The organism is Nocardia sp. NPDC049190 (genome assembly GCF_040648115.1).
GTDB lineage: Bacteria > Actinomycetota > Actinomycetes > Mycobacteriales > Mycobacteriaceae > Nocardia.
This window is the reverse complement of the sequence record NZ_JBEZDE010000012.1, coordinates 80,259-105,542: the sequence shown is the minus strand read 5'-3', so window position 1 is coordinate 105,542 and position 25,284 is coordinate 80,259. Positions and strand designations below refer to the sequence as shown.

The window sequence follows — 25,284 nt, the reverse complement described above, 5'->3', positions numbered from 1 at the left end:
GACATGAACTCGCTCTGGCATGGATTCGCCGACATGGGCGCCGTCGAACGAGACGGGGCGTTCGTGGTCGCCCGCGGCGAGGGCAGCTATATCTTCGACCAGGCGGGTAACCGCTATCTGGACGCGACCGCGGGCCTGTGGTTCACGAATATCGGACACGGCCGCGGCGAGATCGCCGACGCGGTCGCCGCCCAGCTGCGCACGATCGCGCACTACTCCAATTTCGGTGACATCACCGAACCCGCCACTCAGGAACTGGCCGAGCGGCTCGCGGCGATGGCTCCGGTGTCGGGCAGCAAGATCTTCTTCACCTCCGGCGGCTCCGACTCTGTCGAGACCGCGACCAAGCTCGCCCGCCGGTACTGGCACGAGCTCGGACGGCCCGGCAAGACGATCGTGGTCGGGCGGCGGATGGGCTACCACGGCATGCATGTCGCGGGCACGGCGCTGGCGGGTATCCCGGTGAACCGCGAAGGCTACGGCGACATGATGCCGGAAGCGCGCACGGTCGAGTGGAACGACGCGAAAGCGCTGCTGGCCCTGATCGAGGAGGTCGGCGCCGAGCGCATCGCCGCCTTCTTCTGCGAACCCGTCATCGGTGCGGGCGGGGTCCACCCGCCGCCGGCGGGCTACCTCGCCGAGGTGCGGCGCGTGTGTCGCGACAACAACATCCTCTTCGTCGCCGACGAGGTCGTCACCGGTTTCGGCCGGATCGGCGGAGCGTGGTTCGCCTCGAGCCGATTCGATCTCGCACCCGATCTCATGACCACCGCGAAGGGTCTGACCTCGGGCTACCTGCCGATGGGTGCGGTATTCATCGCGCCCCACATCGCGGAACCGTTCTTCGCGGGCGGTATCTGGTGGCGGCACGGCTACACCTACGGCGGCCACGCCGGTGCCGCCGCCGCACTGGCGAACTTGGACGTCATCGAGCGCGAAGGTTTGCTCGATGCCGCCCTACACCTGGAATCCGGCTTGCACGAACGGCTTTCGGTGCTGGCCGACCATCCTCGGGTCGCCGAGGTGCGCAGCGGACTCGGCGCGGTTGCCGCGATCCAGCTGGTTGCTCCTGCCGAAGCTCCTCCTATGGTCAAAGCCCTACGCGCGCAGGGCATCTCCAGCCGCGCGGTCGGCCAGGGAGCACTGCAGGTCTCCCCGCCGTTCATCATGACCGACGACCAGGTCGGCGAGCTCGTCGCCGGGTTCACCCGCGCACTCGGCTGACGCTCCGGGCCCCGGCGATCACGAGAGCGGGAACTGCGTTCGCCTCATGCCATCGTTGTGCGGTCAGGCGGTAGTCGGTCAGCCGGGAAGTCGTGATGACGCCCACCCGAGTACGACGCACCTGCGACGTCGGGCGTCGCGATGGTGCTACACCACCTCCGCTGTCGTATCGGGTGTTCCGCTGGTCCGCGGCCGCCCGCCCGCGACCTTCTGGGCCGTGCGTCCGGGGCCCCATGGGAGAAAAGGGCACCCTTATCGATTCGGGATGCGAGCATGGAAGGGCGACGACCGCGGTCGCCGTGTCGAGAGGTGGTGGGGTGTGGCGGAGTTCGTGCAGGAGTACGCCGTCTTGCGCTGGACGGTCGCGGCGGCGTTCCTGATCGCGTTGGGGGTCGTGTTGGCGCGGTTGCCGGCGCCTACGGTCTCGGTGGTGCCTGGTCGGGATTCGATCCCACCGACCCGGGAAGCGTCGAAATGACCACGCAGCGACCGCCTATCTCGATTACCACCGAACACCCCGAGTCCGATGCGGCGCACCTGGTGATGTGCTTGGTCATGCTCGGTATGCTGCTGTTCCCCTCGGGTGTGCGTCCGGCCGCGCTGCGCGGTGTGCTGACGGCGCTGATCGTGGTCTTCGCCGTCCTCCTGGTGACCCGGATCCTGGAGTCTTCCGCACATCCTCGTCCGCGTCCGATCGACCGGATGGTCCCGCTCGGCTATCACATCGTGGCCGCCGCCGCCATGCTCTACGCGATGTCCGGCCATTCGGCCTCCGGTCACGCGGGCGGACCTGCAGTGGGTCCCGCGCTCGGCCTCGCGGTGCTGTTTCTGCTCGACGCACTCCTCGTCGCGCTGGCGGCACTCGCGGGCGGGACGCGCGGGGACCACGTGGAGTTCTGGTGCGCTCCGGCGGATGCGTGGCCGCCCTTACCGGCGCTGCCATACCGTGGGCGGCGGTGCCACACGTGGTGATGGCTACCGGCACTACGTACATGCTGGTGGCCGCAGTCTGGACTTGATCGGTCCGCAGACCCATCCGCTTCCCTGTGCATACCGAACCCCTGTCTATGCAGGCAGGGGATTCGGCCATGAGAAATGAGGACGGTTCTGCTTCAGCACATCGATTCGGCGATCCGGTGCCGGATAGGGACGACGACAAGGCACTCGCGTGCCCAGTACCCACCGGATACGAGCGACGGCGGGCAACACTCGCCACCCGCAGGCTGGTCGCCCTGCTCGTGGCGACCGGTGCGGGTGACCGGGCTGCGTTCACGGAGTTCTACCAGCTCACCAGCCCGCGAGTGTTCGGGATCACGGTGCGCATCCTGCGTAGCCACGCCGCCGCCGAAGAGGTCACCCAGGAGGTCTACCTCCAGGTGTGGTCGATGGCCGACCGCTACGATGCCACGCTCGCCAGCCCGCTCGGCTGGATCCTGATGCTCGCGCACCGTCGCGCGGTGGACCGAGTGCGCGCGGAGAGTTCAGCCACTTCCCGGGATCTGGTGTACGCGCACGCGCACCTGGGTCGCGACCACGATGTCGTCGCCGAGTCGGTGGCGCAGCGCATCGAGGAACAGCAGGTGGCAGGATGTCTGGACGCCCTGACCCCGACGCAGCGCGAGGCGATCGCCCTCGCGTATTACAGCGGGTACACCTACCGTGAAGTGGCCGATCGCCTTGCGGTTCCGCTGCCCACCGTCAAGACCCGCATCCGTGACGGATTGAAAAGATTGGAGAAGTGCTTGTCCGGGGAAGGCGCCGATGGCTGACACTCCACCGCGATCGGATACCGATCTGCTGGACCTTGCCTATCCGTGCGCGCTGGACGCGGTCGCCGATATCGAACGCAGACACATCGATGCCCGCCTGGCGTCCGCGGACCCCGCCGTGCGGCGGGAGTTCTCCGACACCGTGTGGCAGGTGCGCGAGGTGATGGGACGGCTCGCGGTGCTCGACGAGCTGGCGCCGCCTCCGGGCTTGGAGTCTCGGATCCTGGCGGCATTGCCCGACACCGGTACCGCTGCCGTCAGGTCGGTCACGCATCCCCTGTCCCTTCGGCGGCTGCGATGGGCAGTGCCGATGGCTGCGATCACCTGTCTGATTTTCGGCGGAAGCGTGGTCGCTGAGCGGGTCGCCGACCATCCGCCGATTCCGCCTGTCGTCGAGCAGATACACGGCCAGCGAGATGTGCGGACCGTACTGGAGCCGGTCAGCGGTGGTGGCTCGCTCGTGGTGGAGGCCTCGCTGCGGCTCGGCCGCGCGGTGATCGCGTTCGATGGGGTCGCACCCCCGCCCACCGATCGGGTCTATCAAGTATGGCTGGTGACCGCTGCGGGGCAGCCGCGGTCTGCTGGAGTCCTGGCCGACTTGCCATCGTCGGATCGCCCTTTCGTGACGCCGTACCAGTCGGGTGAGTTGCTGGCGGTGAGCGTCGAACCGCCTGGTGGTTCGGACACGCCGAGCACCGAGCCGATCGTCGGGGTGGCGCTGCCGTGAGTGAGCAGGTCTAGATCTCCAAGGATTGGTCGGCGACGACCCGCCCACCCAGGCGCACCCAGCCGTCGGAGTCCCACTCGGTGAACAGCTGCGAGCCCTTGCCCTGCGTGATGACCAGACTCTGCCGCAGCAGCGCTGTCAACGCGACGGCCGCCGCCCCGGTCGCCTCGTCCTCGGCGACGCCCATGGTCGGTGCGAACATGCGTGCGCGCAACGCGCCGCGGTGCTCGTCGGTCCACGTCCACAGATAATGGGGTCCGCCGGGGAACTCGTCCGGTCGAACGGTCGCCAGCTCCGGTACGTCGGTCAGTTGGTGGAAGGTGAACGGCGGCGCCCATTCGCCGCGAGCGGTGATCCAGGTCAGTCCGTCGATGAGTTGCACCGCCACGGGGCCGGCAGGGACGTCCAGTGTGTGCACCGGGATGCTGCGTGCCGCGAACCACCACGCGGTCCCCACCGACGGGTGCCCAGCGAAAGGGAGTTCCACCGCGGGGGTATAGATCCGCACCCTGGCGACCTCGTCCACCGGCTCGTCGACCACCACCGTCTCGCTGTAACCCACCTTCGCCGCCAGCGCCTGTGGGTCGACTCGGGCCACGTCCGCGGCCCGAGCGATCCCCAGCTCGTTCCCGAACCGTCCGGCTGCGTCGGTGAACACCCGCACCACATCGACCCGTGTCCCCATGGTTGCCGAGCCTACCCGGGCGCACCACGCCGAGTTGTCGCTTGGACCAACACCGGGAATACGACGAGGCCCCGTCCGACGGACGGGGCCTCGGTCGATCGGCGATCAGATCGTGGCAGCGCTCAGGGCCTCCGTCGACTGCACCGCCTGGCCGACACCGGCCACGATGGCGGCGGCACGCAGCGACTCGAAGATCACCTCGCGGGACACGCCAGCCTCGCGCAGCGTGTGCTCGTGCGCTTCCAGACAGTGTGCGCAGCCGTTGACCGAGGAGACCGCGAACGACCAGAGTTCGAAATCGACCTTGTCGACGCCAGGCGTGCCGATGATCTGCATGCGCAGCCCCGCCCGCAGGTCGTCGTAGCGACCGCCGAGGAAGGACTTGCCTCGGTAGAACACGTTGTTCATGCCCATGATCGAGGCGGCGCCGAGCGCGGCGTTGTACGCTTCCGCCGACAGCACGCCGGCGGCTTCCTCGCCGATCTCGCGCAGCGTGGTCGTCGACCGGGTCGCGGCGGCCGCCGCCAGCAGGGTGCCCCACAACTGCTGCTGGTTCAGCACCGTGGTGCGTGCGATCGATGACAGGTTGAGCTTGAGGTCCTTGGCGTACTCGGGGAGGGAGTTCTTCAGGTTCTCAATGCTCATTCGGCGTTCCTCTGTTCGGATCGGTCCCGGAGGTGTCCCGGGGTAGGTTGGTCGTGTTGTCGATGGTGACATCGCCGCGCCCGAATTCTCGGGCGCGGCATGGCTTGTCAGACGCTGGCAGCCAGCAGCTCACCGGCGTTGATGGTCGGGTCGCCCTTCTTCCAGTTGCAGGCGCACAACTCATCGGACTGCAGCGCGTCCAGCACGCGCAGTACCTCGTCCACGTTGCGACCCACCGAACCCGCGGTGACCGAGACGAACTGGATCTCGTTGTTCGGATCGACGATGAAGGTCGCGCGGTCGGCAACCCCGTCGGCGTTGAGCACGCCGGTGGCCGTGGCCAGTTCGCGCTTCAGATCCGAGAGCATCGGGAACGGAAGGGTCTTGAGGTCCTCGTGCTGGGCGCGCCACTGGAAGTGCACGAACTCGTTGTCGACCGACGCTCCGAGCACCTGCGCGTCCCGGTCCTCGAACTCCTCGTTGAGTTTGCCGAACGCGGCGATCTCCGTCGGGCACACGAAGGTGAAGTCCTTCGGCCAGAAGAAGACGATCCGCCACTTGCCGGCGTGGTCGTCGCTGGTGATCGTGGTGAAGTAATCGTCAGGCTGCTGAGCGTCGACCTTCGACAGGTCACCGCCGATCACAGCGGTGAGGTGGTATGCCGGGAATTGGTCGCCGATGGTCAGCAGGGCCATGCTCATCTCCTCGTCATGTTGGTTTGCTAGCGCGTGTGAAAAGCTCACAGGCGATCTTGCCGAAGCGTCGGTGAAAGGTAAAGGTGATCAGTCGCACTACACTGATAGGCGTGACTGATCAGACTTATCAGCCGACCCTGTCACAGCTGCGTGCGTTCGTAGCGATCGCGGAGTATCGCCATTTCGGCACCGCGGCCGCGCGGCTCGGTGTGAGCCAGCCCACGCTATCGCAGGCGTTGGCCGCGCTCGAAAACGGGCTCGGGCTACAGCTGATCGAACGGAGTACCCGGCGAGTGCTGGTGACGGCCGCCGGAATGCGCTTGCTGCCCAAAGCGATGGCGACGCTGGAGGCAGCCGACCGCTTCGTGGCTTCGGCGACCGGCGACGCGCTCGGCGGCACGCTGCGGATGGGCATCATCCCGACGGTCGCCCCCTATGTGTTACCCGGCCTGTTGCCCGAGCTGCGAAAGAAGTTGCCCGCGCTGCATCCGCACATCGTCGAGGATCAGACCGCGCGACTGCTGGACGGGCTGCGCACCGGCGTGCTGGACGTCGCACTGGTCGCGCTACCCACACAGGTACCCGGCCTGGTCGAGATCGCGCTCTACCCAGAGGAATTCGTGCTGGTCACGCCGCGTGGCCACGAACTCGCCGGGCGGACGGACCTCACGGCGTCGGCCCTGGACGCGCTGCCTTTGCTGCTGTTGGACGAGGGGCACTGTCTGCGTGATCAGACGCTGGACGTATGCCGCTCGGCCGACGCTCATCCTGCGGCGGTCGGTGACACCAGGGCCGCTTCCTTGGCGACCGTGGTGCAGTGCGTCGCGGGCGGGCTCGGCGTGACTCTCATCCCGGAGATGGCCGTCGCCGCCGAAACCGCGCGCGGCACGCTGGATATCGCGCATTTCGCCGCGCCCGTTCCGGGGCGCACCATCGGCCTGGCCTTCCGTGCCTCCACTGCTCGAGCTGACGATTACGAGTATCTGGCTGCCATCATCCGCACCAAGCGTCCGATGTAATCGGGTGGAGATGTGGCCGGGTGATAGGAAAGTAGACACAGTCGTGAACATGGGATGACGTGAACGTGGGATGAGGGGAGAGGCGAATGAGATCGTCGGAGGGTGGCCTGTCGCGGCTGACCGGGCTCGTCGGTCCGGGGCATGCGCTGTTCGCCTACGGCACGCTGCAGTTTCCCGAGGTGCTCGAGGTGCTGCTCGGGCGGGTTCCGTCGCTCGAAGTGGCCGAGCTTCCCGGTTGGCGTGCGGCGATGCTGCCGCGGCGGGTCTATCCGGGTTTGGTCATGGCCGACGGTGGGCTGGCTCGCGGCTCCGTGCTGGGCGATCTCACCGCGGCGGAATGGGCGATCCTGGACGCGTTCGAGGATGACGAGTACGACTTGCGTCAGGTGTGCGTTGCCGGCCGGAGTGAACCGGTGTGGACCTACGTTTGGACGGCCGACACCGATCCCGGTGACTGGCACCGAGATCGGTTCGCCGCCGATCACCTCGTGAGTTTCGCCGCTCGGTCGGTGCGGTGGCGTTGCGCGCCGGTGGAGGTTGTCGACCCGGGGGCGTCGGTGGGGTCCGAGTCCGCCGGAGGGTAGGTGTAACTACCGCGTGCGGGAACGGAGCCGCTGCCCGGCTTGCATTCCAAGACGACCGGTCGTATATTCGCGGCATGGCGCGAACTCGACGTAGTGCGGACACTCGGCAACTTCTGGTCGAAGCCGGTGCCGCCGGGTTCCTGACCAACGGGTATCACGGCACCGGAATCAAGCAGATCCTCGATGAGGTCGGCGTGCCGAAGGGTTCGTTCTACAACTACTTCGACAGCAAGGAGAGCTTCGGTCACGCGATCATCGAGCATCATTCGCTCTGTGTGCAGCGGAACCTGACCGAGGCGTTCGGCGACGCCTCCGACCCGGTGAGTGGGCTGCGCGTGTTCTTCGGGCGACTGATGGACGATTTTGTCGCTGCCGAGTTCACCGGCGGCTGCCTGATCGCCAATTTGGGTGGTGAGCTGGAAGGGAGTGCGCTGCTGCGGGAATCGCTGTCCGGCGCATGGGGCGCGTGGCGCGACCGCATCGCGCAGCAACTGGCGCAGGGTCAACGGCTCGGCATGATCCGTTCCGACATCGACGCCATCGAACTGGCTGATCTGCTGCTCGAATCGTGGGAGGGCGCGGTGATCCGGATGAAGATCGACCACACCCTGGCTCCGTTGCACAAATGCCTGGATCGTCTGCTGGACGACTACTTCCGGCCCTGACGCCGGCCTTCGCTTCCGGCGTCCTCGCATACCCCATTAAAGACGACCGGTCGTATCAAAGATGAGGAGAGAAATGGTGAAGACAGTGATCGTGACGGGGTCCTCGAGCGGGATCGGGCGCGACGTCGCGCGGGCGTTGCTGGAACGCGGCGACAACGTCGTGCTCAATGGGCGCGACGAGGACAAGCTCGCGGAGGTGGCCGCGGGACTGGGCGCACCGGATCGGGTGGCAGCGGTCGCGGGTGACATCGGTGTTCCCGCCACGGGGGTCGCGCTGGTACGCGCCGCCGTCGAGCGGTTCGGCGGGGTGGATGTACTCGTCAACAATGCGGGCATCTTCGGCGCCAAGCCGTTCGTAGACGTCACCGAGCAAGATCTGGACAGTTACCTGAACGGGAACCTCAAAGGCACCTACTTCACTACGCAGGCCGTGGTTCGGCTGCTGCGCGAGCAGGCGAGGGGCGGCAGCATCGTGAATATCGGCACGGTGCTGATCGACCATGCCCTCGCGGGCGTACCCGCCTCGGCGGCGCTGGTCAGCAAAGGCGGCATCCACGCGCTGACCACCAGCCTCGCGGCAGAACTCGCCGCGGACGGCATCCGAGTCAACGCCGTGGCCCCCGGATTCATCCGCACACCCTTGTTCGGCGACGGTGACGAGACAGCCACCGGCAGGTTCGCGCTGTTGAATCGGATCGGCGAAGTCGCCGAGACCACAGCCGCGGTCCTCTACCTCGTGGACGCCGCGTTCACCACCGGTCACATCTTCCCGGTCGACGGCGGGTACCTCTCGGGAAGGGCGGCCTGATGCCGTACGTGAACATCAAGGTCACCGACGAGGGCGTGACCAGGGAACAGAAGGCGCAACTGATCAAAGGCGTCACCGATCTGCTGTCCACTGTGCTCGGCAAAGCCCCCGCGAGCACCTACGTCGTCATCGACGAGGTCGCGCTGACCGACTGGGGCGTCGGCGGAGTCGACGCCGGGGAATGGCGGCGGCAGCAGAACGGCACGGTTCTCGATCCGGGTGGAGCGGCGGCACCGAGGTAGACGAGCCCCGGCTGACCGGTTCGGCTCCGGGCCGCCCTACGCGGACACGCCGAACGGCACCGGTTCCATCGGAACCGGTGCCGTTCGGCGGGGGGTCGACTACTCCCGCAGCGCGTGCGGTTCGATGGTGCCGCGCATCAGCGCTCGCGCGTCGATGGTCTTCGGTCGGTACGGCAACAGCGCGAGTCGATCGCTCATCCCCGTGCCGGGGTCGTCGATCTCGTCGACCAAGCCGAACAGAAACGACCATTCGTGTTCGTCGCTGCCGTAATGCACAACGGTGCCGAACTGTTCGTGAAAGCGCTGCCAGGACCGTTTCAATGTCTCATTACGCCACATGGTCGCGCACCCGGCTTGAGCGGTCAGCACACCACCCGGCGCGAGCACCGCGCGACATCGGGACAGGAACTCCGCCTCATACAGGCGGTTGTGCTGGGCATCCTCCACGCGCTCGTCGGGCAGGTCGATCACGATGACGTCATAGCGGGTGCCCGTCTCGGCGGCGCTGGCGAGGAAATCCCACCCGTCGGCGTAGTGCACCGTGATCGGGCCCTCGCCCTGGACTGCGGCCGCCAGCTCCTGGCTGGTGTAGCCGTAGGGCAGGTGCTCGGCACACAACTCCACTTCGAGTTGGTCGATATCGACGTGGTCGACGTGGCTGGCGCCTGCCGCGATCGACATCTGGCTGGCCACACCCTCACCCGAGCCGATGATCAGCACATTGTCCAGCTTCTCGGCCAGCACGAAGGCCGGAACCATCATTGCCTCGTGGTAGGTCAGTTGGGAGAACTCGGTGGACTGACGGTCGTCGTCGGAGAACAGGCTGATGCCTTGCTCGGTGCGCGCGATGACCATGTGCTGGAACGGCGTGTCGGTATCGACGATCACCTCGTGGAGATCCCAGATCCGGGTCAGGCCCGCGCCCACCGGCTCTTCGATCCGTTGCCCACCGTGCCCTCTACGGATGACCTGCATACGAACATCCTTGGGGGACAACGCATCCCGGAGGAGTTCCACCGCCTTCGTGGCGCCTGCGCCGATGCCGCCGCAGGTGAAGACGTCGACGAAGATGTCGCCGGACTCCGGATAGGTGTGAATCGAGGCGTGCGACTCCGACAACAGCGCGAGGACGGTCACCCCCTGCGGTTCGAACCTCTTGTGTACGACATCGCAGATGGTGACGCCCGCCGCAATCAGAGACTTGCGCAGCGCCGATTCGAGTCGTTCGAGATCGTCGCAGAGATCCGCGTCGACGCCACCGAACTCGGCCAGCACATGCCAGCCGGTGAATTCCGCCGTCATGGGCAAACTCACTCTCGCTCAATCGCCCGAGACATGAACGGTCAAGGGCGGAAAACCATTGAAGGACACCGACGAATAGCTCGCGGTATAGGCGCCGGTGTCGGGGATTCGAATGCGATCACCGGCTCGCAACGTGGTCGGTAGGAGGACTCGCGTGCGTTGATACAGTACATCGTCACCGTCGCAGGTAGGACCAGCAACCACCGCCTCGTCGACGGGGTCGCCGTCCCGGTCCGTGACGAACCGGTAGGCGATGTATTCGTTCTCGGTCTCGGCCATTCCGTTGTACCGGCCGACGTCGAGATACACCCAGCGTCGTCCGTCCGGCGCAGTGCGAACCGACACGACCTCGGTGTGGATGGTGCCCGCCGACCCGACCAGTGCTCGACCGGGTTCGACGACCAATCCGGTATCTCCGGACAGGAATTCGGCTGCGGCGCGGTTTATCACCGCAGCGATATCACCCAGGGCGGGTGCGGGATCGGCGTAGGGGATCGGCAGTCCGCCACCGATGTTCACCGATGTGACGGGAATTTCTTTGTCCGCGAGCGCTTCCGAGATCCGCCCAGCCTGCTCGATGCCGATCCGCCACGCGTCGGGATCCAACTGCTGCGAGCCGACGTGGAAGTACGGCCCCGCGACGACGAGCCCGAGATCTCTGGCCCGCACCAGCAGCCGGAAGGCCTCGCCCGGTGTGCAGCCGAACTTGACTCCGAACGGGGTGCGCGACTCCGGGGCGGCGGCGAGAAATCGGCACTCCACCTCCGATCCTGGGGCATGTTCGACGATACGCAGCAGGTCGTCCTCGGTGTCGAAGGCGAAGCGGCGCACGCCGAGCGCGAAGGCGCGGGCGATATCGGCGGCTTTCTTGATCGGGTTGCCGTAGCAGAGTTTGCCCACCGCGACGCCGAGCCCGAGGCATAGATCGATCTCGCCGATGCTGGCGACGTCGAACTCCGCGCCCTCCTCATCGAGAAGTCGCACGATCTCCGGCACCGGGCCGGCCTTGACCGCGAAGCGGATTCTCGGTGCCGTGCCGCTGCCCGCGGACATGGCGGCACGGAGCGCGCGGTAGTTCTCGCGCACTCGCTCGGGGTATATGACAAGAAATGGTGATTCGGGCATAGTAGATCTTTCGCTTCGCCAGCGGGGGAGAGAGTATCAGCGCCCACTACCCGGAAACGAATCCGCCAAACCTCGAATTCTCATCTTGGCCGCAGGACCCCCGAGCTTGGGCGGGATAGAGCCGTTGACCAGCGCGAATGCGAGGCTGTGACCAGCGTGGATACGGGCTGTCGAGCAGTGCGGGTTCAGCCGGCCGACACGGAGACGTCGTCGAAGACGACTTCGCCTGCGGCGTCGGACTCTGCCAGGTCGACGGTCGCATCGATCGACCAGCCGTGGTCGCCCGCCGGATCGTCCAGTACCTGTCGCACCTGCCAGAATCCCGGTCTTCGTTCCACCTGGAACAGCTGGGGCCCCCGGGCGTCGGGCCCGGTACCGATCCGCTCGTACTCCGCGAAGTAGTCCGCGAGCGCGGCCGCCCAGTCCGGGCCGGGGCTCAGCTCGGCCAACGCGTCCCAGCGTCGCAGCGCGGCCAGTTCGACGCGGCGGATCATGGCGTTGCGGACCATCACCCGGAAGGCGCGCTCGTTCGCGGAGATCGGGCGCACGGTCTCCGCGCCGAAGGCGATCTGGTCGACGTCGGTCTCCGCGCCCGGATTGGTCAGTTGCTCCCATTCGTCCAGCAGACTCGAATCGACCTGGCGGACGAGCTCACCGAGCCACTCGGTGAGATCGTCGAGTTCCTCGGTGCGGGCGGACTCGGGCACCGTCCGGCGCAAAGCGCGGTAGGCGTCGGCGAGATAGCGCAGCACGACGCCCTCGGAACGCGCCAGTTCGTAGAACGAGATCAGTTCCGCGAAGGTCATCGCGCGCTCGATCATGTCGCGCACCACCGATTTCGGCGCGGGCGCGAATTCCGAGACCCACGGGTGCCCGCCGCGGTAGGTCTCGAAGGCCGGTTCGATCAGCTCGGCAAGGGGTTTGGGCCAGGTCACGTCTTCGAGCAGTTCCATCCGCTCGTCGTAATCGATGCCGTCGGCTTTCATCTCGGCGATCGCCTCGCCGCGCGCCTTGTGCTGCTGTGCCATGAGCAGCTGACGTGGATCCTCCAGGGTTGATTCGATGAGCGACACCACATCGAGGGTATAGCTCGCGGATTCTTTGTCCAGTAGCTCGAGCGCGGCCAGTGCGAATGGCGACAGCGGCTGGTCGAGGGCGAAGTCCCGTTGCAGGTCGACGGTCAGCCGGGCGCGGCGACCTCGGGGGTCGGGTTCCGGCAGCTGCTGAACTACCCCGGCATCGCGCAGCGCCCGGTACAGGCGGATGGCGCGCAGAATGTGTTTGCGCTGCGCCGCACGTGGCTCATGATTGTCTTCGAGCAGATGGCGCATGGCGTCGAAACAGTTTCCGGGCCGGGCGATCACGTTCAGCAGCATGGCATTGGTCACGGCGAAGCGCGACACCATCGGTTCCGGCGCAGCCACGACGAGGCGGTCGAAGGTCTCCTCGCTCCAGGAGACGAATCCTTCCGGCGGTTTGCGCCGCTGCACCTTGCGCTGCTTCTTCGGGTCATCGCCCGCCTTGGCCAGCAAACGGGTGTTCTCGACCTCGTGGTCGGGCGCCTGCACGACGACGGTGCCCATGGTGTCGTAGCCCGCGCGGCCCGCGCGGCCCGCGATCTGATGGAACTCACGGGCTTTCAGCCTGCGGGTGCGCACGCCGTCGAACTTCGTCAGTCCGGTGAGTAGCACCGTGCGGATGGGCACGTTGATGCCGACGCCGAGGGTGTCGGTGCCGCACACCACCTTCAACAGCCCTTCCTGGGCCAGTCGCTCCACGAGGCGTCGGTACTTCGGCAGCATTCCGGCATGATGCACGCCGATCCCGTGCCGAATGAGCCGCGACAGCGTCTTGCCGAAGCCTGCGGCGAACCGGAACTCGCCGAGTGCTTCGGCAATCGCGTCCTTCTCCGCGCGGGTGGCAAAATTCACGCTGGTGAGAGCTTGGGCGCGTTCGAGGGCGGCGGCTTGGGTGAAGTGCACGACGTAGACCGGAGCCTGGTGGGTGGTGACCAGTTCTTCCAGGGTCTCGGTGATGGGGGTGCGGGCATAGGAGAAGCTCAGCGGCACCGGGCGTTCGGTACCCGCGACGACCGCGGTGGGTCGGCCGGTGCGGCGCTCGAGGTCGGTGGCGAAGAAGTCCACCGCACCGAGCGTCGCCGACATGAGCAGGAATTGCGCATTGGGTAGTTCCAGCAGCGGGACCTGCCAGGCCCAGCCGCGGTCGGGGTCGGCGTAGAAGTGGAATTCGTCCATCACGACTTGGCCGACGTCGGCGTCCGCGCCCTCGCGCAGCGCCAGGTTCGCCAGGATTTCCGCGGTGGCGCAGATGATCGGTGCGTCCGGGTTCACCGCGGCGTCACCGGTGACCATTCCGACGCGCTCGGCGCCGAACACTTCGCACAGCGCGAAGAATTTTTCGCTGACCAGAGCCTTGATCGGGGCGGTGTAATAGGCGCGCTTGCCCTGCACGAGGGCGAACAGATGGGCGCCGACCGCCACGAGTGACTTTCCCGAACCGGTGGGCGTGGCGAGGATGACGTGGGACCCGGACGCCAGTTCCAACAGCGCTTCGTCCTGCGCGGGGTACAGCGGAGTGCCGTGCTCGGCGGCCCACATCCCGAACGACTCGTAGAGCGCATCGGCGTCGGTACCCGGGATGTCGAGCAGTTCGGTCAGATCCACTCCGACCACCCTACGGCGTCGCCCCCGGCGGCCCGTGCAGGGGCGATCGGGCTACCGGTATCGCCGTGTGGTCAGTTCTGCTCGCCTTTGTCGTCGCCGTGGTAGCCGCCCTGCTCGGCGAGGAACCGCTCGAACTCGGCGCCGAGCTCGTCGCCACTGGGCAGTTCGCCCTCACCGACCAGCAGGCTCGATTGCCGTTCCTGCGCGGTGACGAAGCTGTCGTACTGGCGCTCCAGGGCGTGCACGACGGTCTCCACCTCGGAGTTGCCCGCGATGTGCTCGTTGACCTGTTCGCGCACCCGGGCCGCCGCCTCGCCGAGCGCGGCGAGCGGAATCTGCAGGCCCGCATTGTCGGCGACATTCTCCAGCAGTGTCTGTGCGGCCTCCGGATAGGCGGTCTGCGTGAGGTAGTGCGGCACATGCACCGAGAAGCCGATGGACTCGTGACCATGCTGGGCCATCCGGAATTCCAGCAGCGAGGACGCGCTGCCCGGCACCTGGAGTTCACCCGGCCAACGCTGATTCTCGGAGATCAGGTCGCGATCGGACGAATGTGCGGTTACTCCGAGCGGGCGGGTGTGCGGAATCGCCATCGGAATCGCGCTCAGGCCGATGGTGCGGCGCACGCCGAGCTGTTCGGCGAGCAGGCGAACCGCGGTGGTGAACTTCTCCCAGCGCAGGTCCGGTTCCAGGCCGGCGAGCAACAGGAACGGGGTGCCCGTCGTGTCGCGCAGCGCCCACAGGCTCAACTCCGGCTCGGCGTAGTCGGAGAAGTGGTCGGTCTTGAACGTCATGAGTGGACGACGTGATCGGTAGTCCACTAGTTCGTCGACGTCGAACGAGGCGACCAGTTCGCTTTCGAGGCTCTCGCGCAGGTGCGTCGTGGCCAGCCGCACCGCGTGCCCGGCATCGGTGAAACCTTCCAGCCCGTGTACCAGGACCGGACCCGCGCCGTCGGCGGACGACAGCTGTGGAGCGGGGAACTCCAGTTCGTACATTCGCGACTCGTAGTCCATCGCGTACTCCTTCCTGCGCGGTGCCTCCGACCCGGGCGAGCGCTCTTGGCACACCTGGTGTGGTTGCGTGCTCGGCCTTTCACCATCGCGGTGGCTACAGACAAGCAGTTCTTCGAGACGGGCACCATTGTCCATTGTCCCCCATGCCGGTGACAGCCATCGCGCACGGCCGGACATCGACCCATACGACGAGCCAACAGCGCCGGAGCCCCAGGCATTCCCGGTCCGGCGGCGTGGCGGCGTGGGTGGGCATGGAGGAGTTTGGCACAGTGGGTACGTGACCGTGGCGGATTCGATGCGTACGCGGCTGAGCTGTGCGTCGCTCGGCTGCGCGGTGCTGCTCACCGGGTGCGGGTCGGTGGTGTCCGGGCGCCCGGTCTCGTCGGCGCCGAGCGCGGTGACCCGGCACGTGCGCGCCGAACTGTCGACGCTGCTGCCGGATCCGGCGCAGTTCCCTGCGCGATATCCTGCCGTGGTGCTGCCGCCCGAGGCTGTGGCCCAAGCCGCTGGTGACCTGGACGGAATGGGGCGCGGAGCGAGTGTGCAGCCGAGTTCCTGCGTGCCGCCGACTCGGCAGTTGGGGCCCGATCAGGCGGCGATGGCGGTCGGCACCGACAACGACACGCGCGCCACGATCACCGTCGAGTTGACCCGTACCGACGAGCCGATGGCGGAGCTGCACACGAGGCTGGCGAAATGCGGGTCGGTGCGGGTGAGCCGCGCTGGCGCGACGAGCACCGTGAGGACCGAGCTGGATCCGCCGCCGCAGATCGACGCCGACGACACCCTGGCGCTGCGCAGGACCGTGGTACCTGAGGTGGGCGGCGCGGGACTGACCCAGTCCATGCGGACGCTCATCGGTCAGATCGGGGACGTCCGAATCTCTGTGACATACATGTCGTTCTCCGGTGGGGAACCGGACACGGCGGCCGTGCGCGAGTCCTTCACCACCGCCGTGCGGAAGGTGCGCAACGGGTAGTGAATCGGGTCCACGACGTGCCCTGAATCGGGGTCGGGCCCGACGCGGCACGATAGCAGGCGGCACCGACAAAGACGTCGCTCCGGACGGCTGGTGAGCAGGCCGCGTCCACAGCGCGACGCCAATTCCCCAGCCTCTCCGAATCGCCTGCTCGTAGTCGGCACTGCAATGGCGCGAAGCGCAGGCTCGACGCATGACCACTTCCGCGACCCCGTTTCACGCCTCCGAACCGCCCGATCCTGACCAGCACGTGGCCCAGGACAGCACCTTCTGCGTACGTCTGCGCAGGCAGTCGGCGCTGCCGTGCGATTCTCCCGCCGGCGTCAAGGCGCGTGCGGCCGGTGGTCGCGCGGCCGCCGGGCACCCGGCGCCTTCGAGTGAAACGGCGGAAACCGCGGGAGATAGCGCGCGCGGTCGTGCCGACCGGGCCCGCTGTGCCGAGGATCCGCCGCCGTACGGCCGGGACATGCGGGACATGCGAGATATTTCGGAGCACATTGTGCGCGTAAATGATCCGGGCGAGCTGATCGCTGCCGTGCCCGCGATGGTGGGATTCACCCCGGAGCGGTCGGTGGTCGTGCTCGTCCTTCGGCACGGGGATGCCCGCGGCGCCCTGGTCGACGCGGTGGTGCGGTTCGATCTGGAAGCGCCGGATGGGCGCCGAGTGCGGGCCGCAACGCTGGCCGGATGCGTGGCGCGTTTCTGCGCGCATGACGAGGCGGTGGAGGTGCTCGCCGTCATCGTCGACGATCGCGCCGAAGAACCGACATCCGAGGGGGACGCCGAGCGCCCCCGCTGTGCCGCGGGACGGTTCGATGCGCTGGTCGGTGCGCTCGCCAGACGCCTGGCCGCGTGCGATATCTCGCTCGGTGGTGTGTGGGCAGTGGCCGTGCTCGCTGCAGGGGAGCCCTGGTGGACGCTGTCAGGCCCGGACCTCCGTGGGGTGCTGCGGGATCCGGCCACCTCGGTGGTTGCCCTGACCCACGTGCTGGATGGCAGGCCGATCCGGAGTTCCAGGTCCGAGCTCACCGCTCTGGTCGCCGTGGATCCGCTCGCGCGGGCTCAGGTGGCAGCACAACTGGAAGACGCTCTGGCGCTGGCACGGGAGCGTTACGCGCGTGCCGCCCGCCGAGGCGACCCGAACAGCTACAGCAGACAAGCGCTCGACTACGTGCTGTGGCAGGTCGCCAACATGGCGTCGGGTGCGGCGCTCCTAGCGCCCGAACTCGCGAAATTAGCCGCTGCCCTGCGGGATCGCGCGGTCCGGGACACCATGTTCGCGGTGGCCGTCGGTGACCACGCAGCCGCGGCGGAGGCGCTGTGGGGCGCGCTGGCCCGCGCCCTATCCGGTGCGGATCGCGCCGAAGCTGCCGCCTTGCTCGGCTACAGCGCGTATGTCCACGGCGATGGTCCCCTCGCCGGCGTCGCCCTGGACGCCGCTCTGGACGCGGATCCGGACCATCCGATGGCGGTTCTGTTGGACACCGCGCTGCGGATGGGCATGCGTCCGGAACACCTGCGCCGCCTCGCTCGCAGCGGCTACCACACGGCCGCCGGACTGGGTGTCGATCTCGGGACGCCGGCGCCATGAACAATCGTGTCCGCGTCAGTGTTTCGACTGAGGCCCGGGCGTCGCACGCCGACAGTGGGCCGTTGCGTGGCCACTTCGGTCGCCGAAGGTTTCGATTGGCCCCGAGAAGTGCTCGTTCCGTGGCAGTGCCCATTGCCCCCGACACGCCGGCGGGGTCGCACACGTCCGAGCTGGGCAACGATCGGCGCGGGTGCGACGGTGTGGCTTACCCCGCGGTGGTTACCTCGCGCTGTGTGCGCGAGGTCCGAGCGACTGCAGGAAAGCCCAGGCGTCGGTGACGATCTCATCGAGGTCGTTGTGTTCGGGGCGCCAGCCGAGTTCCGCGATCGCGCGCTCGCTGGAGGCGATCAGCGTCGCGGGGTCACCAGGACGGCGCGGCGCGTCCACCGCGGCGATCGACAGGCCGGTGACACGTTCGCAGGCCGAGATCACCTCGCGGACGGAGAATCCGGTACCGCTGCCGAGGTTGTAGATCCGATGGGCGCCCGCCTCCGCGGTGGCCAGTGCCAGCAGATGGGCCTGGGCGAGATCGCGGATGTGGATGTAGTCGCGGACCGCAGTGCCGTCCGGGGTCGGCCAATCGGTGCCGAACACCGAAATCGCCTTGCGGTGCCCGGCGGCGACCTGCAGAACCAGCGGAATGAGATGGGTTTCCACGACACGGTTTTCGCCGAGACCGCCATAGGCGCCCGCGACATTGAAATACCGCAGGCTGGTCGCTGCCAGTCCGTGCGCGATCGCGTAGGAGGTGATCGCGTGATCGATGGCCAGTTTCGACGCACCGTAGGGATTGGTCGGCCTGGTCGGCGCCGCCTCGGTGATCGGTACCTGCTCCGGCTCGCCGTAGACGGCCGCGGTGGAAGAGAACACCAGGCGCGGCGTCCCGGCCTGCCGCATCGCCTCCAGCAGTTCGAACGTCTTCACCACGTTGCCGTGCCAGTATTTCTCCGGTTGCTGCACCGACTCGCCGACCAGCGACTGCGCCGCGAAATGCAGGACACCGTCGAAAGGTTCGGCGGCGAGCAACGCAGAAGCGATTACCGCCACATCACCCGCGACGAACCGGGCGCCGGACGGCACCCCATCGGCGTTGCCGGTGGACAGGTCGTCGACCACGACGACTTCGTGTCCCGCTTCGAGCAGAACCTGTGCGCAGACGCCCCCGACGTACCCTGCGCCACCTGTGACCAGAAGTTTCACGCGTCAGACCAGCTTCACCTGGACGGCGTGCGCCATCTCGTCCGACAACTCGAAGCCGCCGTGCCCCGGCACGGTGATGACCACCGAACCCGGTTTGGTCTCGACCGTCACTCGTGCGTCCGGCACCACGCCGGCCTCGCGCAGTTGGCCGATGACCTCGGGATCGGTCTGGATGTGCTCGGCGAGTCTGCGTACCACGACAGCGTGCACCTGGTCGTGCGGCAGATCCGACAATCGCACCAGCGTCTCGTGGGCGGCCGTCGAGGGCACCACACCCAACTCGTCGAGTCCGGGAATGGGGTTGCCGTAGGGGGAGGTGGTCGGGTGGTTGAGCACCTCGACCAGACGCCGCTCGACATCCTCGCTCATCACATGCTCCCAGCGGCATGCCTCGGCGTGCACATTTTGCCAGTCGAGCCCGATGATGTCGACGAGCAGCCGCTCGGCCAGCCGGTGTTTGCGCATCACCGCGACTGCCATGCTGCGGCCCTTGTCGGTCAGCTGCAGGTGACGGTCTCCGGCGACCATCAGCAGGCCGTCGCGCTCCATCCGCGCTACCGTCTGGCTCACCGTCGGGCCACTCTGCTCGAGGCGCTCGGCGATCCGGGCGCGCAGGGGCACCACGCCCTCCTCCTCGAGGTCGTAGATGGTACGGAGGTACATCTCCGTGGTGTCGACCAGATCCTTCACCTGTTACCCCTTCGTCGGCACGAATTCTACCCACGCACCACGGCACCCCCGACTGCCGGATCGCGTCGCTTGATGACGTGCGACATCGCCGACGACACCGGGGAAAGCCGACCGGCGGACGGCGGGCAGCCGCGATCGCACTTGCTTGTATTTGTACTGCATGGGAACGTTCTACGGGGTCGCTTGCTTCCCGCTAGCGTTGCGAACATGGCCACTGCACCGCGCAGCGAACCCCCGGCGCCGACGTCATCCGCCAGGGGCCACGCGGGAACGGTCGTCTGGACCGACCGTTTCCTCGACTACACCTGGACTCCGGAGCATCCGATGAAACCGGCGCGCCTGAAGTTCACCATGGCGTTGGCGGAAAGTCTCGGATTGCTCGACGGTGTCGAACTGCTCGAGCCCGCTTCTGCCGAGCTTCCGGACCTGTTGCGTATCCACACGGCCCCTTACATCGAGGCGGTCCAGCATGCCGTGCCCCCGGTCGACACGGCGACCGCGCCCCCCTACGGTCTGGGCTCGTCGGACAATCCGGTCTTCCCGCGTATGCATCAGGCGGCGTCCACGATCGTCGGCGGTACCTTGGCCGCTGCCCGCGAAATCGCGGAGGGCCGCGCGAAGCGAGCAGTGAGCATCGGCGGCGGCATGCACCACGCGATGGCCGATTCGGCCGCCGGATTCTGCGTGTACAACGACCTTGCCATCGCCATTTCCTGGCTGCTGGACCACGGTTTCGACCGCATCGCCTACATCGATGTCGACGTGCACCACGGCGACGGTGTGCAACGGGCGTTCTACGGCGACCCCAGGGTGCTCACCATCTCGCTGCACCAGCACCCGGCGACCCTGTGGCCCAACACCGGATGGCCGGAGGAGATCGGCACCGGTGCGGCAGAGGGCACCTCGATCAACCTGGCGCTGCTGCCGGGCACCCGGGATACGCAGTGGCTGCGTGGTTTCCACGCGGTCGTGCCCAGTGTGGTCGAAGCGTTTCACCCGCAGATCGTGGTCAGCCAGTGTGGTGTGGACACCCACCGCGAGGATCCCCTCGCCGATCTGGACCTCACCGTGGACGGTCAGCGGGCAGCCTTCCGCGCCATGCGCGACCTCGCCGACCAGCATGCCGAAGGGCGCTGGCTCGCCGTCGGCGGCGGCGGATACGGTCTGCTCCGCGTGGTGCCGAGGGCTTGGACTCACCTCCTCGCCACCGCGTTGGACCGCACGGTCGAGCCGACGACCGCGATCCCGCAGAACTGGATCGAACGGATCCGCGCCGAAGCGCCGCAGGCGGACCCGCCGCGCACCATGGGGGACGGTGGTGACGTGAAGTACCGTCCATGGGACGGACCCGGTGGTACCGGGGAGACCGGGGACGCGCGTTTCGACCACGCGCAGCGTGCTGTCGATATGGCCGTGCTGGCAACCCGACGAGCGACTTTCGGGTTGCTGGGTCTCGATTCGGAGGATCCCCGTGACTGACGTGCCCGATACTCCGGACAGCCACGCTTTCCCACCTCTGCCGCACCACTGGTTCGCCGACGTGCTGGCCGCCGACGGCGGAGTCGTGCGACTGCGCCCGATTACACCCGACGACGCGGACCGGCTTCAAGAGTTCCACGCCGCGCTGTCCGACCGCACTCGGTACCTGCGGTATTTCGGCCCATACCCGCGAATTTCGCCCAAGGACCTGTACCGGACCACCCATATCGACTATCACGACCGGGTCGCGCTGGTGCTCGAGCTGGGTGCGGCGATCGTGGCTGTGGGGCGCTACGACCTGCTGGACCGGGTCGGCCCACGTGCGGCGGAGGTCGCGTTCGTGGTGGCCGACGGGCATCAGGGGCGTGGGCTCGGCTCGGTCCTGCTGGAGCATTTGGCCGGCGCTGCCGCCGAGAACAACATCGAAACCTTCGTCGCCGAGGTGCTCGCGGAGAACACCGTGATGGTGACCGTGTTCCGTGAGGCGGGCTATCAGATCGAACGCAGCAGAGACGGGTCGGTACTGCATCTGGAGTTCGCCATCGACCCCACCGAAGCGCTCCTTTCCGTGCGAGATTCGCGCGAGCGGGCGTCGGAGGCCCGCAGTGTGGGCAACCTACTCGCCCCACGGTCGGTTGCTGTGATCGGCGCCACCCCGGCGGCGGGCCGGGTCGGCGGGGTGGTGTTGGCGAACCTCTTGTCCGGCGCGTTCCAGGGACCGGTGTTCCCGGTGAACCCGAACCGCACATCGGTGCGGGGAGTACGCGCCTATGCGACGGTCCGGGAGATCCCGGACGAGGTCGATCTCGCCGTAGTCGCGGTCCCGACCGCCGCGATCGGATCGGTGCTCGACGACTGTATGGCCAAAGGCGTCAAGGGACTCGTGGTGCTGACGGCAGGTTTCGCCGAGACCGGCCAGGGCGGTGTGGAAGCCGAACACGAGCTGGTCGCCGCCGCCCGTGGTCACGGCATGCGGGTGGTCGGACCGAGCGCGCTCGGTATCGCGAACACCGACCCGACGGTGGCCATGAACGCGACCCTGGCCTCGGTGCTGCCTGGGCGTGGTCGTATCGGCTTCTTCTGCCAGTCAGGACCGCTGGGAGCTCCCATTCTGGGCGAGGCCGCCGCGCGCAATCTGGGGCTTTCGACCTTCGTGTCGGCGGGCAATCGCGCCGATGTCTCCGGCAACGACCTGCTGCAGTACTGGGACAGTGATCCGGACACCGATGTCGTACTGCTGTATCTGGAGAGTTTCGGCAATCCGCGCAAATTCTCCCGGATCGCGCGTCGGGTGGCCAGAACCAAACCGATCGTCGCGGTGAGCAGCGGCCGCTCGGCGGCTCAGCCGGCCGGCGTCATGGATCGGTCGATCGTGCGGGACCTGTTCGCGCAGGCAGGCATCGTCCAAGTCGACTCGATCTCCGAACTCTTCGATTGCGCCGCCCTACTCGGCTATCAGCCGCTGCCGGGTGGTTCGCGACTAGCGGTGATCGGCAACAGCACCGCGTTGAACTGGCTGGCCGTCGATGCGGCCCGGAGCGAGGGGCTGACGGTCGGCGATTCGGTGAACCTCGGGCCGCAGGCGATGCCGGGCGCCTACTTGGACGCCATGGTCACGGCCCTGCGATCGGACGAGATCGACGCCGTCATCGTGGTGTTCGCGCCTCCGGTGCCGCAGCCGACCGGCGGGTTCGCCGATGCCATCCGCGCTGCGGCAGCCGCCGTGCCCGAGGCAGAGAAACCTATCCTCACCACGTTCGTTGCCGAGCAGGGAATTCCGAATCTGCTCGCGGTGCGCGGCGCCGGCGCCACCGCGGTGCGTGGATCGATCCCGTCCTATCCCGACCCTGAGCGCGCCGCACGGGCGCTGGCCAGGGTCCGCCGCTACGCCGAGTGGCGGACCAGGCCCGTCTCGACGGTGGCGCGGCCCGGGGGCATCGACACCGACCGGGCCCGCGCGCTGGTGACGGAATGGATGGCGGCGACGGGCGGCCGTCGGCTCACCGATCTGCAAATCGTGGAACTGCTTGCTTGCTATGGCATTTCGGTCGTGGACTTTCGCGAGGTGCGCACCGCCGACGAAGCGATCGCGGCCGCAGAAGAACTCGGCTACCCGGTGGCGGTCAAGGCGACCGGTGAATTGTGGCGGCGCAGGCCGGATCTCACCGGTGTCCGGCTCGACTTGTGGCGCCCGGAAGCGGTTCGGCAGGCGTACGCCGATCTGGCCGAGTTGTGCGGCGACCCGGTGCTCCATATCCAGAAGATGGCAACGAAGGGTGTCGGCTGCATCCTGCGTGTGCAGGACGATCCGTCCTTCGGTTCGGTGATCGAGTTCGGACTATCCGGTCTGATCATCGAGCTTCTCGGCGATCGCGCCTACCGGGCGCTTCCGCTGACCGCTGACGAGGCAGCAGCTCTGATCGACGCACCGCGCGCCGCCCCGCTGTTGTCCGGTACCTCGGTGAGCCCTCGGGTCGACAAGGCCGCACTCGCCGAGCTGGCCCAGCGCATCTCGGTCCTTGTCGACGACCTGCCGGAGATGCGCGAACTGTCGTTCGACCCGGTGCTGGCATCGCCGACCTCGGCCGCGATTCTCTATGCTCGCGGCCGGATCGGGCCGGAGCCAAGTCGTTTCGACATCGGTCCCCGCCGGCTCGGCTGACGTTCGTGCACGCTGAACACTGAGGGATCGCAGCTGAGGTGCGCGGGCGCGGTTGCTGTCGCTGCCCGGCCGTCGCGTACCCGCAGTGTGACTCGGTGGGGATAGACATCCCGAGGGGAGATGAGTCGATCTGGACGAGTTCGTCGAGATTCGCTCGCCAGAGGAAGCGGGAGGGAATCGCGAGCGAATGCCCAGCGCCGGCGCGGGCGTGATCGTGACGGTCGACTCCGGCCGGATAGTGGCACCGCGGACCACGTCATCGAGATGAGTCAGAACTGAGCAAAGTCGACCGCACCGAGATTCCGCCGACCGGCTACACGACACCCAGAGGGGACGGGTATCCGCAATCACCGGCCGGCGGCTGGACGGTGACCTCGGTGGAAAGCCGTCGAGCGTACGCCGAACTGTCTCGAAAGACTCGGCTACGGCGATGATCAGCTGGCGTAGGCTCGGAGCCGATCGGCCCGCTCGCCCTTGCGCAGTTTCGACATGACTTCACGCTCGATCTGGCGCACCCGCTCGCGGGAAAGGCCGAAGAGCTTGCCGATCTGATCCAGAGTGCGCGGCTGTCCGTCGTCAAGACCGAAGCGCAGCCTGATGACCTGCTGCTCCCGCTCGTCCAGCGTAGCGAGCACACTGCGTACGTCGTGATGCAGCAAACCGGCGATCACCGCGGACTCGGCCGAGGTGGCCTCGGAATCCTCGATGAAATCGCCCAGTGGAGCCTCTTCGTCGTTGCCGACCGGCATGTCCAGGCTGACCGGGTCTCGGCTGTGGTCCAGCAGATCCGAGATCTTGTCCACAGGGATGCCGGACTCCTTGGCGAGTTCCTGGTCGGTGGCCTCGCGGCCCAGTTGCTGATGCAGTTCACGCTTGATTCGTGCCAGCTTGTTCACCTGCTCCACCAGGTGAACCGGCAGCCGGATGGTGCGGCTCTGGTCGGCCATACCGCGGGTGATCGCCTGCCGGATCCACCACGTGGCGTAGGTGGAGAACTTGAAGCCCTTGGCGTAGTCGAACTTCTCCATGGCGCGGATCAGGCCCAGATTGCCCTCTTGGATGAGGTCGAGCAGTGGCATGCCGCGACCGGTATAGCGCTTGGCGAGTGAGACAACGAGGCGCAGGTTGGCTTCGAGCAGGTGCGAGCGGGCCGCCTGGCCTTCTCGCACGATAATGGCTAGATCGCGCTTGCGGGTTGCCGACAGTCGCTTGCCGGTTTCCAGAAGATGCTGCGCGTACAGGCCCGCCTCGATGCACTTGGCCAGCTCGACCTCGTCGGCAGCCGTGAGCAGCGCGGTACGGCCGATCCCATTCAGGTACACACGTACCAGATCGGCGGCGGGGCTCTGGGCGTCGAGGTCCGAATCGCTGGCGCGCACTCGAGTGGTGGCGGGGCTTGTCATGACTTGCCTCCTGTCGGTGGTGTCTCATTCCGATCAACGGACCCGACATAGAGAAAGTTCCCCGCGATGCCTTTCATAAACCGCTCTGAA

At 67.2% G+C, this 25,284-nt stretch carries 24 protein-coding genes; 14 read left to right on the top strand and 10 right to left on the bottom strand.

Annotation, left to right across the window (positions count from 1 at the left end; translation table 11 throughout):
• Positions 1-3: 3 nt before the first annotated feature.
• The 5 genes from AB0B25_RS13505 to AB0B25_RS13485 all read left to right on the top strand — a co-directional run bounded on the left by AB0B25_RS13505 (position 4) and on the right by AB0B25_RS13485 (position 3,720).
• Entirely contained in the window at positions 4-1,224 is a 1,221-nt protein-coding gene (locus AB0B25_RS13505) for an aminotransferase class III-fold pyridoxal phosphate-dependent enzyme (RefSeq protein WP_357178018.1), read from the top strand.
• 319 nt (positions 1,225-1,543) lie between these two features.
• Positions 1,544-1,702, top strand: coding sequence for a hypothetical protein (locus AB0B25_RS13500; RefSeq protein WP_357178016.1), 159 nt, complete (start codon positions 1,544-1,546; stop codon positions 1,700-1,702).
• Positions 1,699-2,196, top strand: a complete 498-nt coding sequence (locus AB0B25_RS13495) for a DUF5134 domain-containing protein (RefSeq protein ID WP_357178013.1) — start codon at positions 1,699-1,701, stop codon at positions 2,194-2,196. Before AB0B25_RS13500 ends, AB0B25_RS13495 begins: the two co-directional genes overlap by 4 nt.
• 116 nt (positions 2,197-2,312) lie before the next feature.
• Positions 2,313-2,993 (top strand): ECF RNA polymerase sigma factor SigK, encoded by a 681-nt coding sequence (gene sigK / locus AB0B25_RS13490; protein ID WP_357178010.1) that lies wholly within the window; start codon positions 2,313-2,315, stop codon positions 2,991-2,993.
• Positions 2,986-3,720 (top strand): anti-sigma factor, encoded by a 735-nt coding sequence (locus AB0B25_RS13485; protein ID WP_357178007.1) that lies wholly within the window; start codon positions 2,986-2,988, stop codon positions 3,718-3,720. Before sigK ends, AB0B25_RS13485 begins: the two co-directional genes overlap by 8 nt.
• Before the next feature lie 10 nt (positions 3,721-3,730).
• Here the strand turns inward: AB0B25_RS13485 and AB0B25_RS13480 are convergent, their stop codons facing one another.
• The 3 genes from AB0B25_RS13480 to AB0B25_RS13470 all read right to left on the bottom strand — a co-directional run bounded on the left by AB0B25_RS13480 (position 3,731) and on the right by AB0B25_RS13470 (position 5,745).
• On the bottom strand, positions 3,731-4,405 hold the full coding sequence (locus AB0B25_RS13480; protein ID WP_357178004.1) for a PhzF family phenazine biosynthesis protein: 675 nt from the start codon (positions 4,403-4,405) through the stop codon (positions 3,731-3,733).
• 105 nt (positions 4,406-4,510) lie between these two features.
• Positions 4,511-5,050 carry a carboxymuconolactone decarboxylase family protein gene (locus AB0B25_RS13475; RefSeq protein ID WP_357178001.1) on the bottom strand — a complete coding sequence of 180 codons (540 nt, stop codon included), beginning with the start codon at positions 5,048-5,050 and terminating at the stop codon, positions 4,511-4,513.
• 107 nt (positions 5,051-5,157) lie between these two features.
• The gene (locus AB0B25_RS13470; protein ID WP_357067400.1) at positions 5,158-5,745 is read right to left on the bottom strand and encodes a peroxiredoxin; all 588 of its coding nucleotides are present in this window, start codon (positions 5,743-5,745) and stop codon (positions 5,158-5,160) included.
• A gap of 110 nt (positions 5,746-5,855) precedes the next feature.
• On the opposite strand from AB0B25_RS13470, the gene AB0B25_RS13465 reads away from it, so the two are divergent.
• The 5 genes from AB0B25_RS13465 to AB0B25_RS13445 all read left to right on the top strand — a co-directional run bounded on the left by AB0B25_RS13465 (position 5,856) and on the right by AB0B25_RS13445 (position 9,063).
• The gene (locus AB0B25_RS13465) at positions 5,856-6,764 is read left to right on the top strand and encodes a hydrogen peroxide-inducible genes activator (RefSeq protein ID WP_357177999.1); all 909 of its coding nucleotides are present in this window, start codon (positions 5,856-5,858) and stop codon (positions 6,762-6,764) included.
• Between the two features lie 86 nt (positions 6,765-6,850).
• Complete coding sequence (locus AB0B25_RS13460; protein ID WP_357177997.1) at positions 6,851-7,348, top strand: gamma-glutamylcyclotransferase family protein; 498 nt, start codon at positions 6,851-6,853, stop codon at positions 7,346-7,348.
• A gap of 74 nt (positions 7,349-7,422) precedes the next feature.
• On the top strand, positions 7,423-8,013 hold the full coding sequence (locus tag AB0B25_RS13455) for a TetR family transcriptional regulator C-terminal domain-containing protein (RefSeq protein ID WP_357177995.1): 591 nt from the start codon (positions 7,423-7,425) through the stop codon (positions 8,011-8,013).
• 73 nt (positions 8,014-8,086) lie between these two features.
• A complete protein-coding gene (locus AB0B25_RS13450) occupies positions 8,087-8,821 on the top strand; it encodes an SDR family NAD(P)-dependent oxidoreductase (protein ID WP_357177992.1) in 735 nt (244 codons plus the stop codon).
• Complete coding sequence (locus AB0B25_RS13445) at positions 8,821-9,063, top strand: 4-oxalocrotonate tautomerase family protein (protein WP_357177989.1); 243 nt, start codon at positions 8,821-8,823, stop codon at positions 9,061-9,063. Before AB0B25_RS13450 ends, AB0B25_RS13445 begins: the two co-directional genes overlap by 1 nt.
• 99 nt (positions 9,064-9,162) lie before the next feature.
• Here AB0B25_RS13445 and speD read toward each other — a convergent pair whose 3' ends face one another.
• The 4 genes from speD to AB0B25_RS13425 form a co-directional block, all read right to left on the bottom strand.
• Positions 9,163-10,365, bottom strand: a complete 1,203-nt coding sequence (gene speD, locus AB0B25_RS13440; RefSeq protein ID WP_357177987.1) for an adenosylmethionine decarboxylase — start codon at positions 10,363-10,365, stop codon at positions 9,163-9,165.
• An 18-nt stretch (positions 10,366-10,383) separates the two neighbouring features.
• Positions 10,384-11,490 carry a type III PLP-dependent enzyme gene (locus AB0B25_RS13435; protein ID WP_357177984.1) on the bottom strand — a complete coding sequence of 369 codons (1,107 nt, stop codon included), beginning with the start codon at positions 11,488-11,490 and terminating at the stop codon, positions 10,384-10,386.
• 185 nt (positions 11,491-11,675) lie between these two features.
• The gene (locus tag AB0B25_RS13430) at positions 11,676-14,174 is read right to left on the bottom strand and encodes a DUF3516 domain-containing protein (protein WP_357177982.1); all 2,499 of its coding nucleotides are present in this window, start codon (positions 14,172-14,174) and stop codon (positions 11,676-11,678) included.
• A gap of 71 nt (positions 14,175-14,245) precedes the next feature.
• Positions 14,246-15,190 (bottom strand): PAC2 family protein, encoded by a 945-nt coding sequence (locus tag AB0B25_RS13425; RefSeq protein WP_357177979.1) that lies wholly within the window; start codon positions 15,188-15,190, stop codon positions 14,246-14,248.
• A gap of 277 nt (positions 15,191-15,467) precedes the next feature.
• On the opposite strand from AB0B25_RS13425, the gene AB0B25_RS13420 reads away from it, so the two are divergent.
• Together AB0B25_RS13420 and AB0B25_RS13415 are read left to right on the top strand one after the other, a co-directional pair.
• On the top strand, positions 15,468-16,169 hold the full coding sequence (locus tag AB0B25_RS13420) for a DUF5642 family protein (protein ID WP_357177976.1): 702 nt from the start codon (positions 15,468-15,470) through the stop codon (positions 16,167-16,169).
• Between the two features lie 193 nt (positions 16,170-16,362).
• Entirely contained in the window at positions 16,363-17,760 is a 1,398-nt protein-coding gene (locus AB0B25_RS13415; protein WP_357177973.1) for a DUF4192 domain-containing protein, read from the top strand.
• Between the two features lie 219 nt (positions 17,761-17,979).
• On the opposite strand, the gene galE is transcribed toward AB0B25_RS13415, so the two are convergent.
• Together galE and AB0B25_RS13405 are read right to left on the bottom strand one after the other, a co-directional pair.
• On the bottom strand, positions 17,980-18,960 hold the full coding sequence (gene galE, locus AB0B25_RS13410) for a UDP-glucose 4-epimerase GalE (protein ID WP_357177970.1): 981 nt from the start codon (positions 18,958-18,960) through the stop codon (positions 17,980-17,982).
• Positions 18,961-18,963: 3 nt separating this feature from the next.
• Positions 18,964-19,650, bottom strand: a complete 687-nt coding sequence (locus AB0B25_RS13405) for an iron dependent repressor, metal binding and dimerization domain protein (RefSeq protein ID WP_357177967.1) — start codon at positions 19,648-19,650, stop codon at positions 18,964-18,966.
• A gap of 207 nt (positions 19,651-19,857) precedes the next feature.
• Here AB0B25_RS13405 and AB0B25_RS13400 point away from each other — a divergent pair, with 207 nt between their 5' ends.
• Both AB0B25_RS13400 and AB0B25_RS13395 read left to right on the top strand, forming a co-directional pair.
• Positions 19,858-21,129: an acetoin utilization protein AcuC gene (locus tag AB0B25_RS13400; RefSeq protein WP_357177964.1), complete on the top strand. Its 1,272-nt coding sequence runs from the start codon at positions 19,858-19,860 to the stop codon at positions 21,127-21,129.
• A complete protein-coding gene (locus AB0B25_RS13395) occupies positions 21,122-23,791 on the top strand; it encodes a GNAT family N-acetyltransferase (protein WP_357177961.1) in 2,670 nt (889 codons plus the stop codon). Before AB0B25_RS13400 ends, AB0B25_RS13395 begins: the two co-directional genes overlap by 8 nt.
• A gap of 434 nt (positions 23,792-24,225) precedes the next feature.
• On the opposite strand, the gene AB0B25_RS13390 is transcribed toward AB0B25_RS13395, so the two are convergent.
• On the bottom strand, positions 24,226-25,194 hold the full coding sequence (locus AB0B25_RS13390; protein WP_357177958.1) for a sigma-70 family RNA polymerase sigma factor: 969 nt from the start codon (positions 25,192-25,194) through the stop codon (positions 24,226-24,228).
• Between the last annotated feature and the right edge of the window lie 90 nt (positions 25,195-25,284).

Coding starts and splice junctions, on each gene's coding strand:
- AB0B25_RS13505 (WP_357178018.1), top strand. CDS start 4: ATGAACTCGCTCTGGCATGGATTCGCCGACATGGGCGCCGTCGAACGA.
- AB0B25_RS13495 (WP_357178013.1), top strand. CDS start 1,699: ATGACCACGCAGCGACCGCCTATCTCGATTACCACCGAACACCCCGAG.
- sigK (WP_357178010.1), top strand. CDS start 2,313: ATGAGAAATGAGGACGGTTCTGCTTCAGCACATCGATTCGGCGATCCG.
- AB0B25_RS13485 (WP_357178007.1), top strand. CDS start 2,986: ATGGCTGACACTCCACCGCGATCGGATACCGATCTGCTGGACCTTGCC.
- AB0B25_RS13480 (WP_357178004.1), bottom strand. CDS start 4,405: ATGGGGACACGGGTCGATGTGGTGCGGGTGTTCACCGACGCAGCCGGA.
- AB0B25_RS13475 (WP_357178001.1), bottom strand. CDS start 5,050: ATGAGCATTGAGAACCTGAAGAACTCCCTCCCCGAGTACGCCAAGGAC.
- AB0B25_RS13470 (WP_357067400.1), bottom strand. CDS start 5,745: ATGGCCCTGCTGACCATCGGCGACCAATTCCCGGCATACCACCTCACC.
- AB0B25_RS13460 (WP_357177997.1), top strand. CDS start 6,851: ATGAGATCGTCGGAGGGTGGCCTGTCGCGGCTGACCGGGCTCGTCGGT.
- AB0B25_RS13455 (WP_357177995.1), top strand. CDS start 7,423: ATGGCGCGAACTCGACGTAGTGCGGACACTCGGCAACTTCTGGTCGAA.
- AB0B25_RS13450 (WP_357177992.1), top strand. CDS start 8,087: ATGGTGAAGACAGTGATCGTGACGGGGTCCTCGAGCGGGATCGGGCGC.
- AB0B25_RS13445 (WP_357177989.1), top strand. CDS start 8,821: ATGCCGTACGTGAACATCAAGGTCACCGACGAGGGCGTGACCAGGGAA.
- speD (WP_357177987.1), bottom strand. CDS start 10,365: ATGACGGCGGAATTCACCGGCTGGCATGTGCTGGCCGAGTTCGGTGGC.
- AB0B25_RS13435 (WP_357177984.1), bottom strand. CDS start 11,490: ATGCCCGAATCACCATTTCTTGTCATATACCCCGAGCGAGTGCGCGAG.
- AB0B25_RS13425 (WP_357177979.1), bottom strand. CDS start 15,190: ATGGACTACGAGTCGCGAATGTACGAACTGGAGTTCCCCGCTCCACAG.
- AB0B25_RS13415 (WP_357177973.1), top strand. CDS start 16,363: ATGACCACTTCCGCGACCCCGTTTCACGCCTCCGAACCGCCCGATCCT.
- AB0B25_RS13400 (WP_357177964.1), top strand. CDS start 19,858: ATGGCCACTGCACCGCGCAGCGAACCCCCGGCGCCGACGTCATCCGCC.
- AB0B25_RS13390 (WP_357177958.1), bottom strand. CDS start 25,194: ATGACAAGCCCCGCCACCACTCGAGTGCGCGCCAGCGATTCGGACCTC.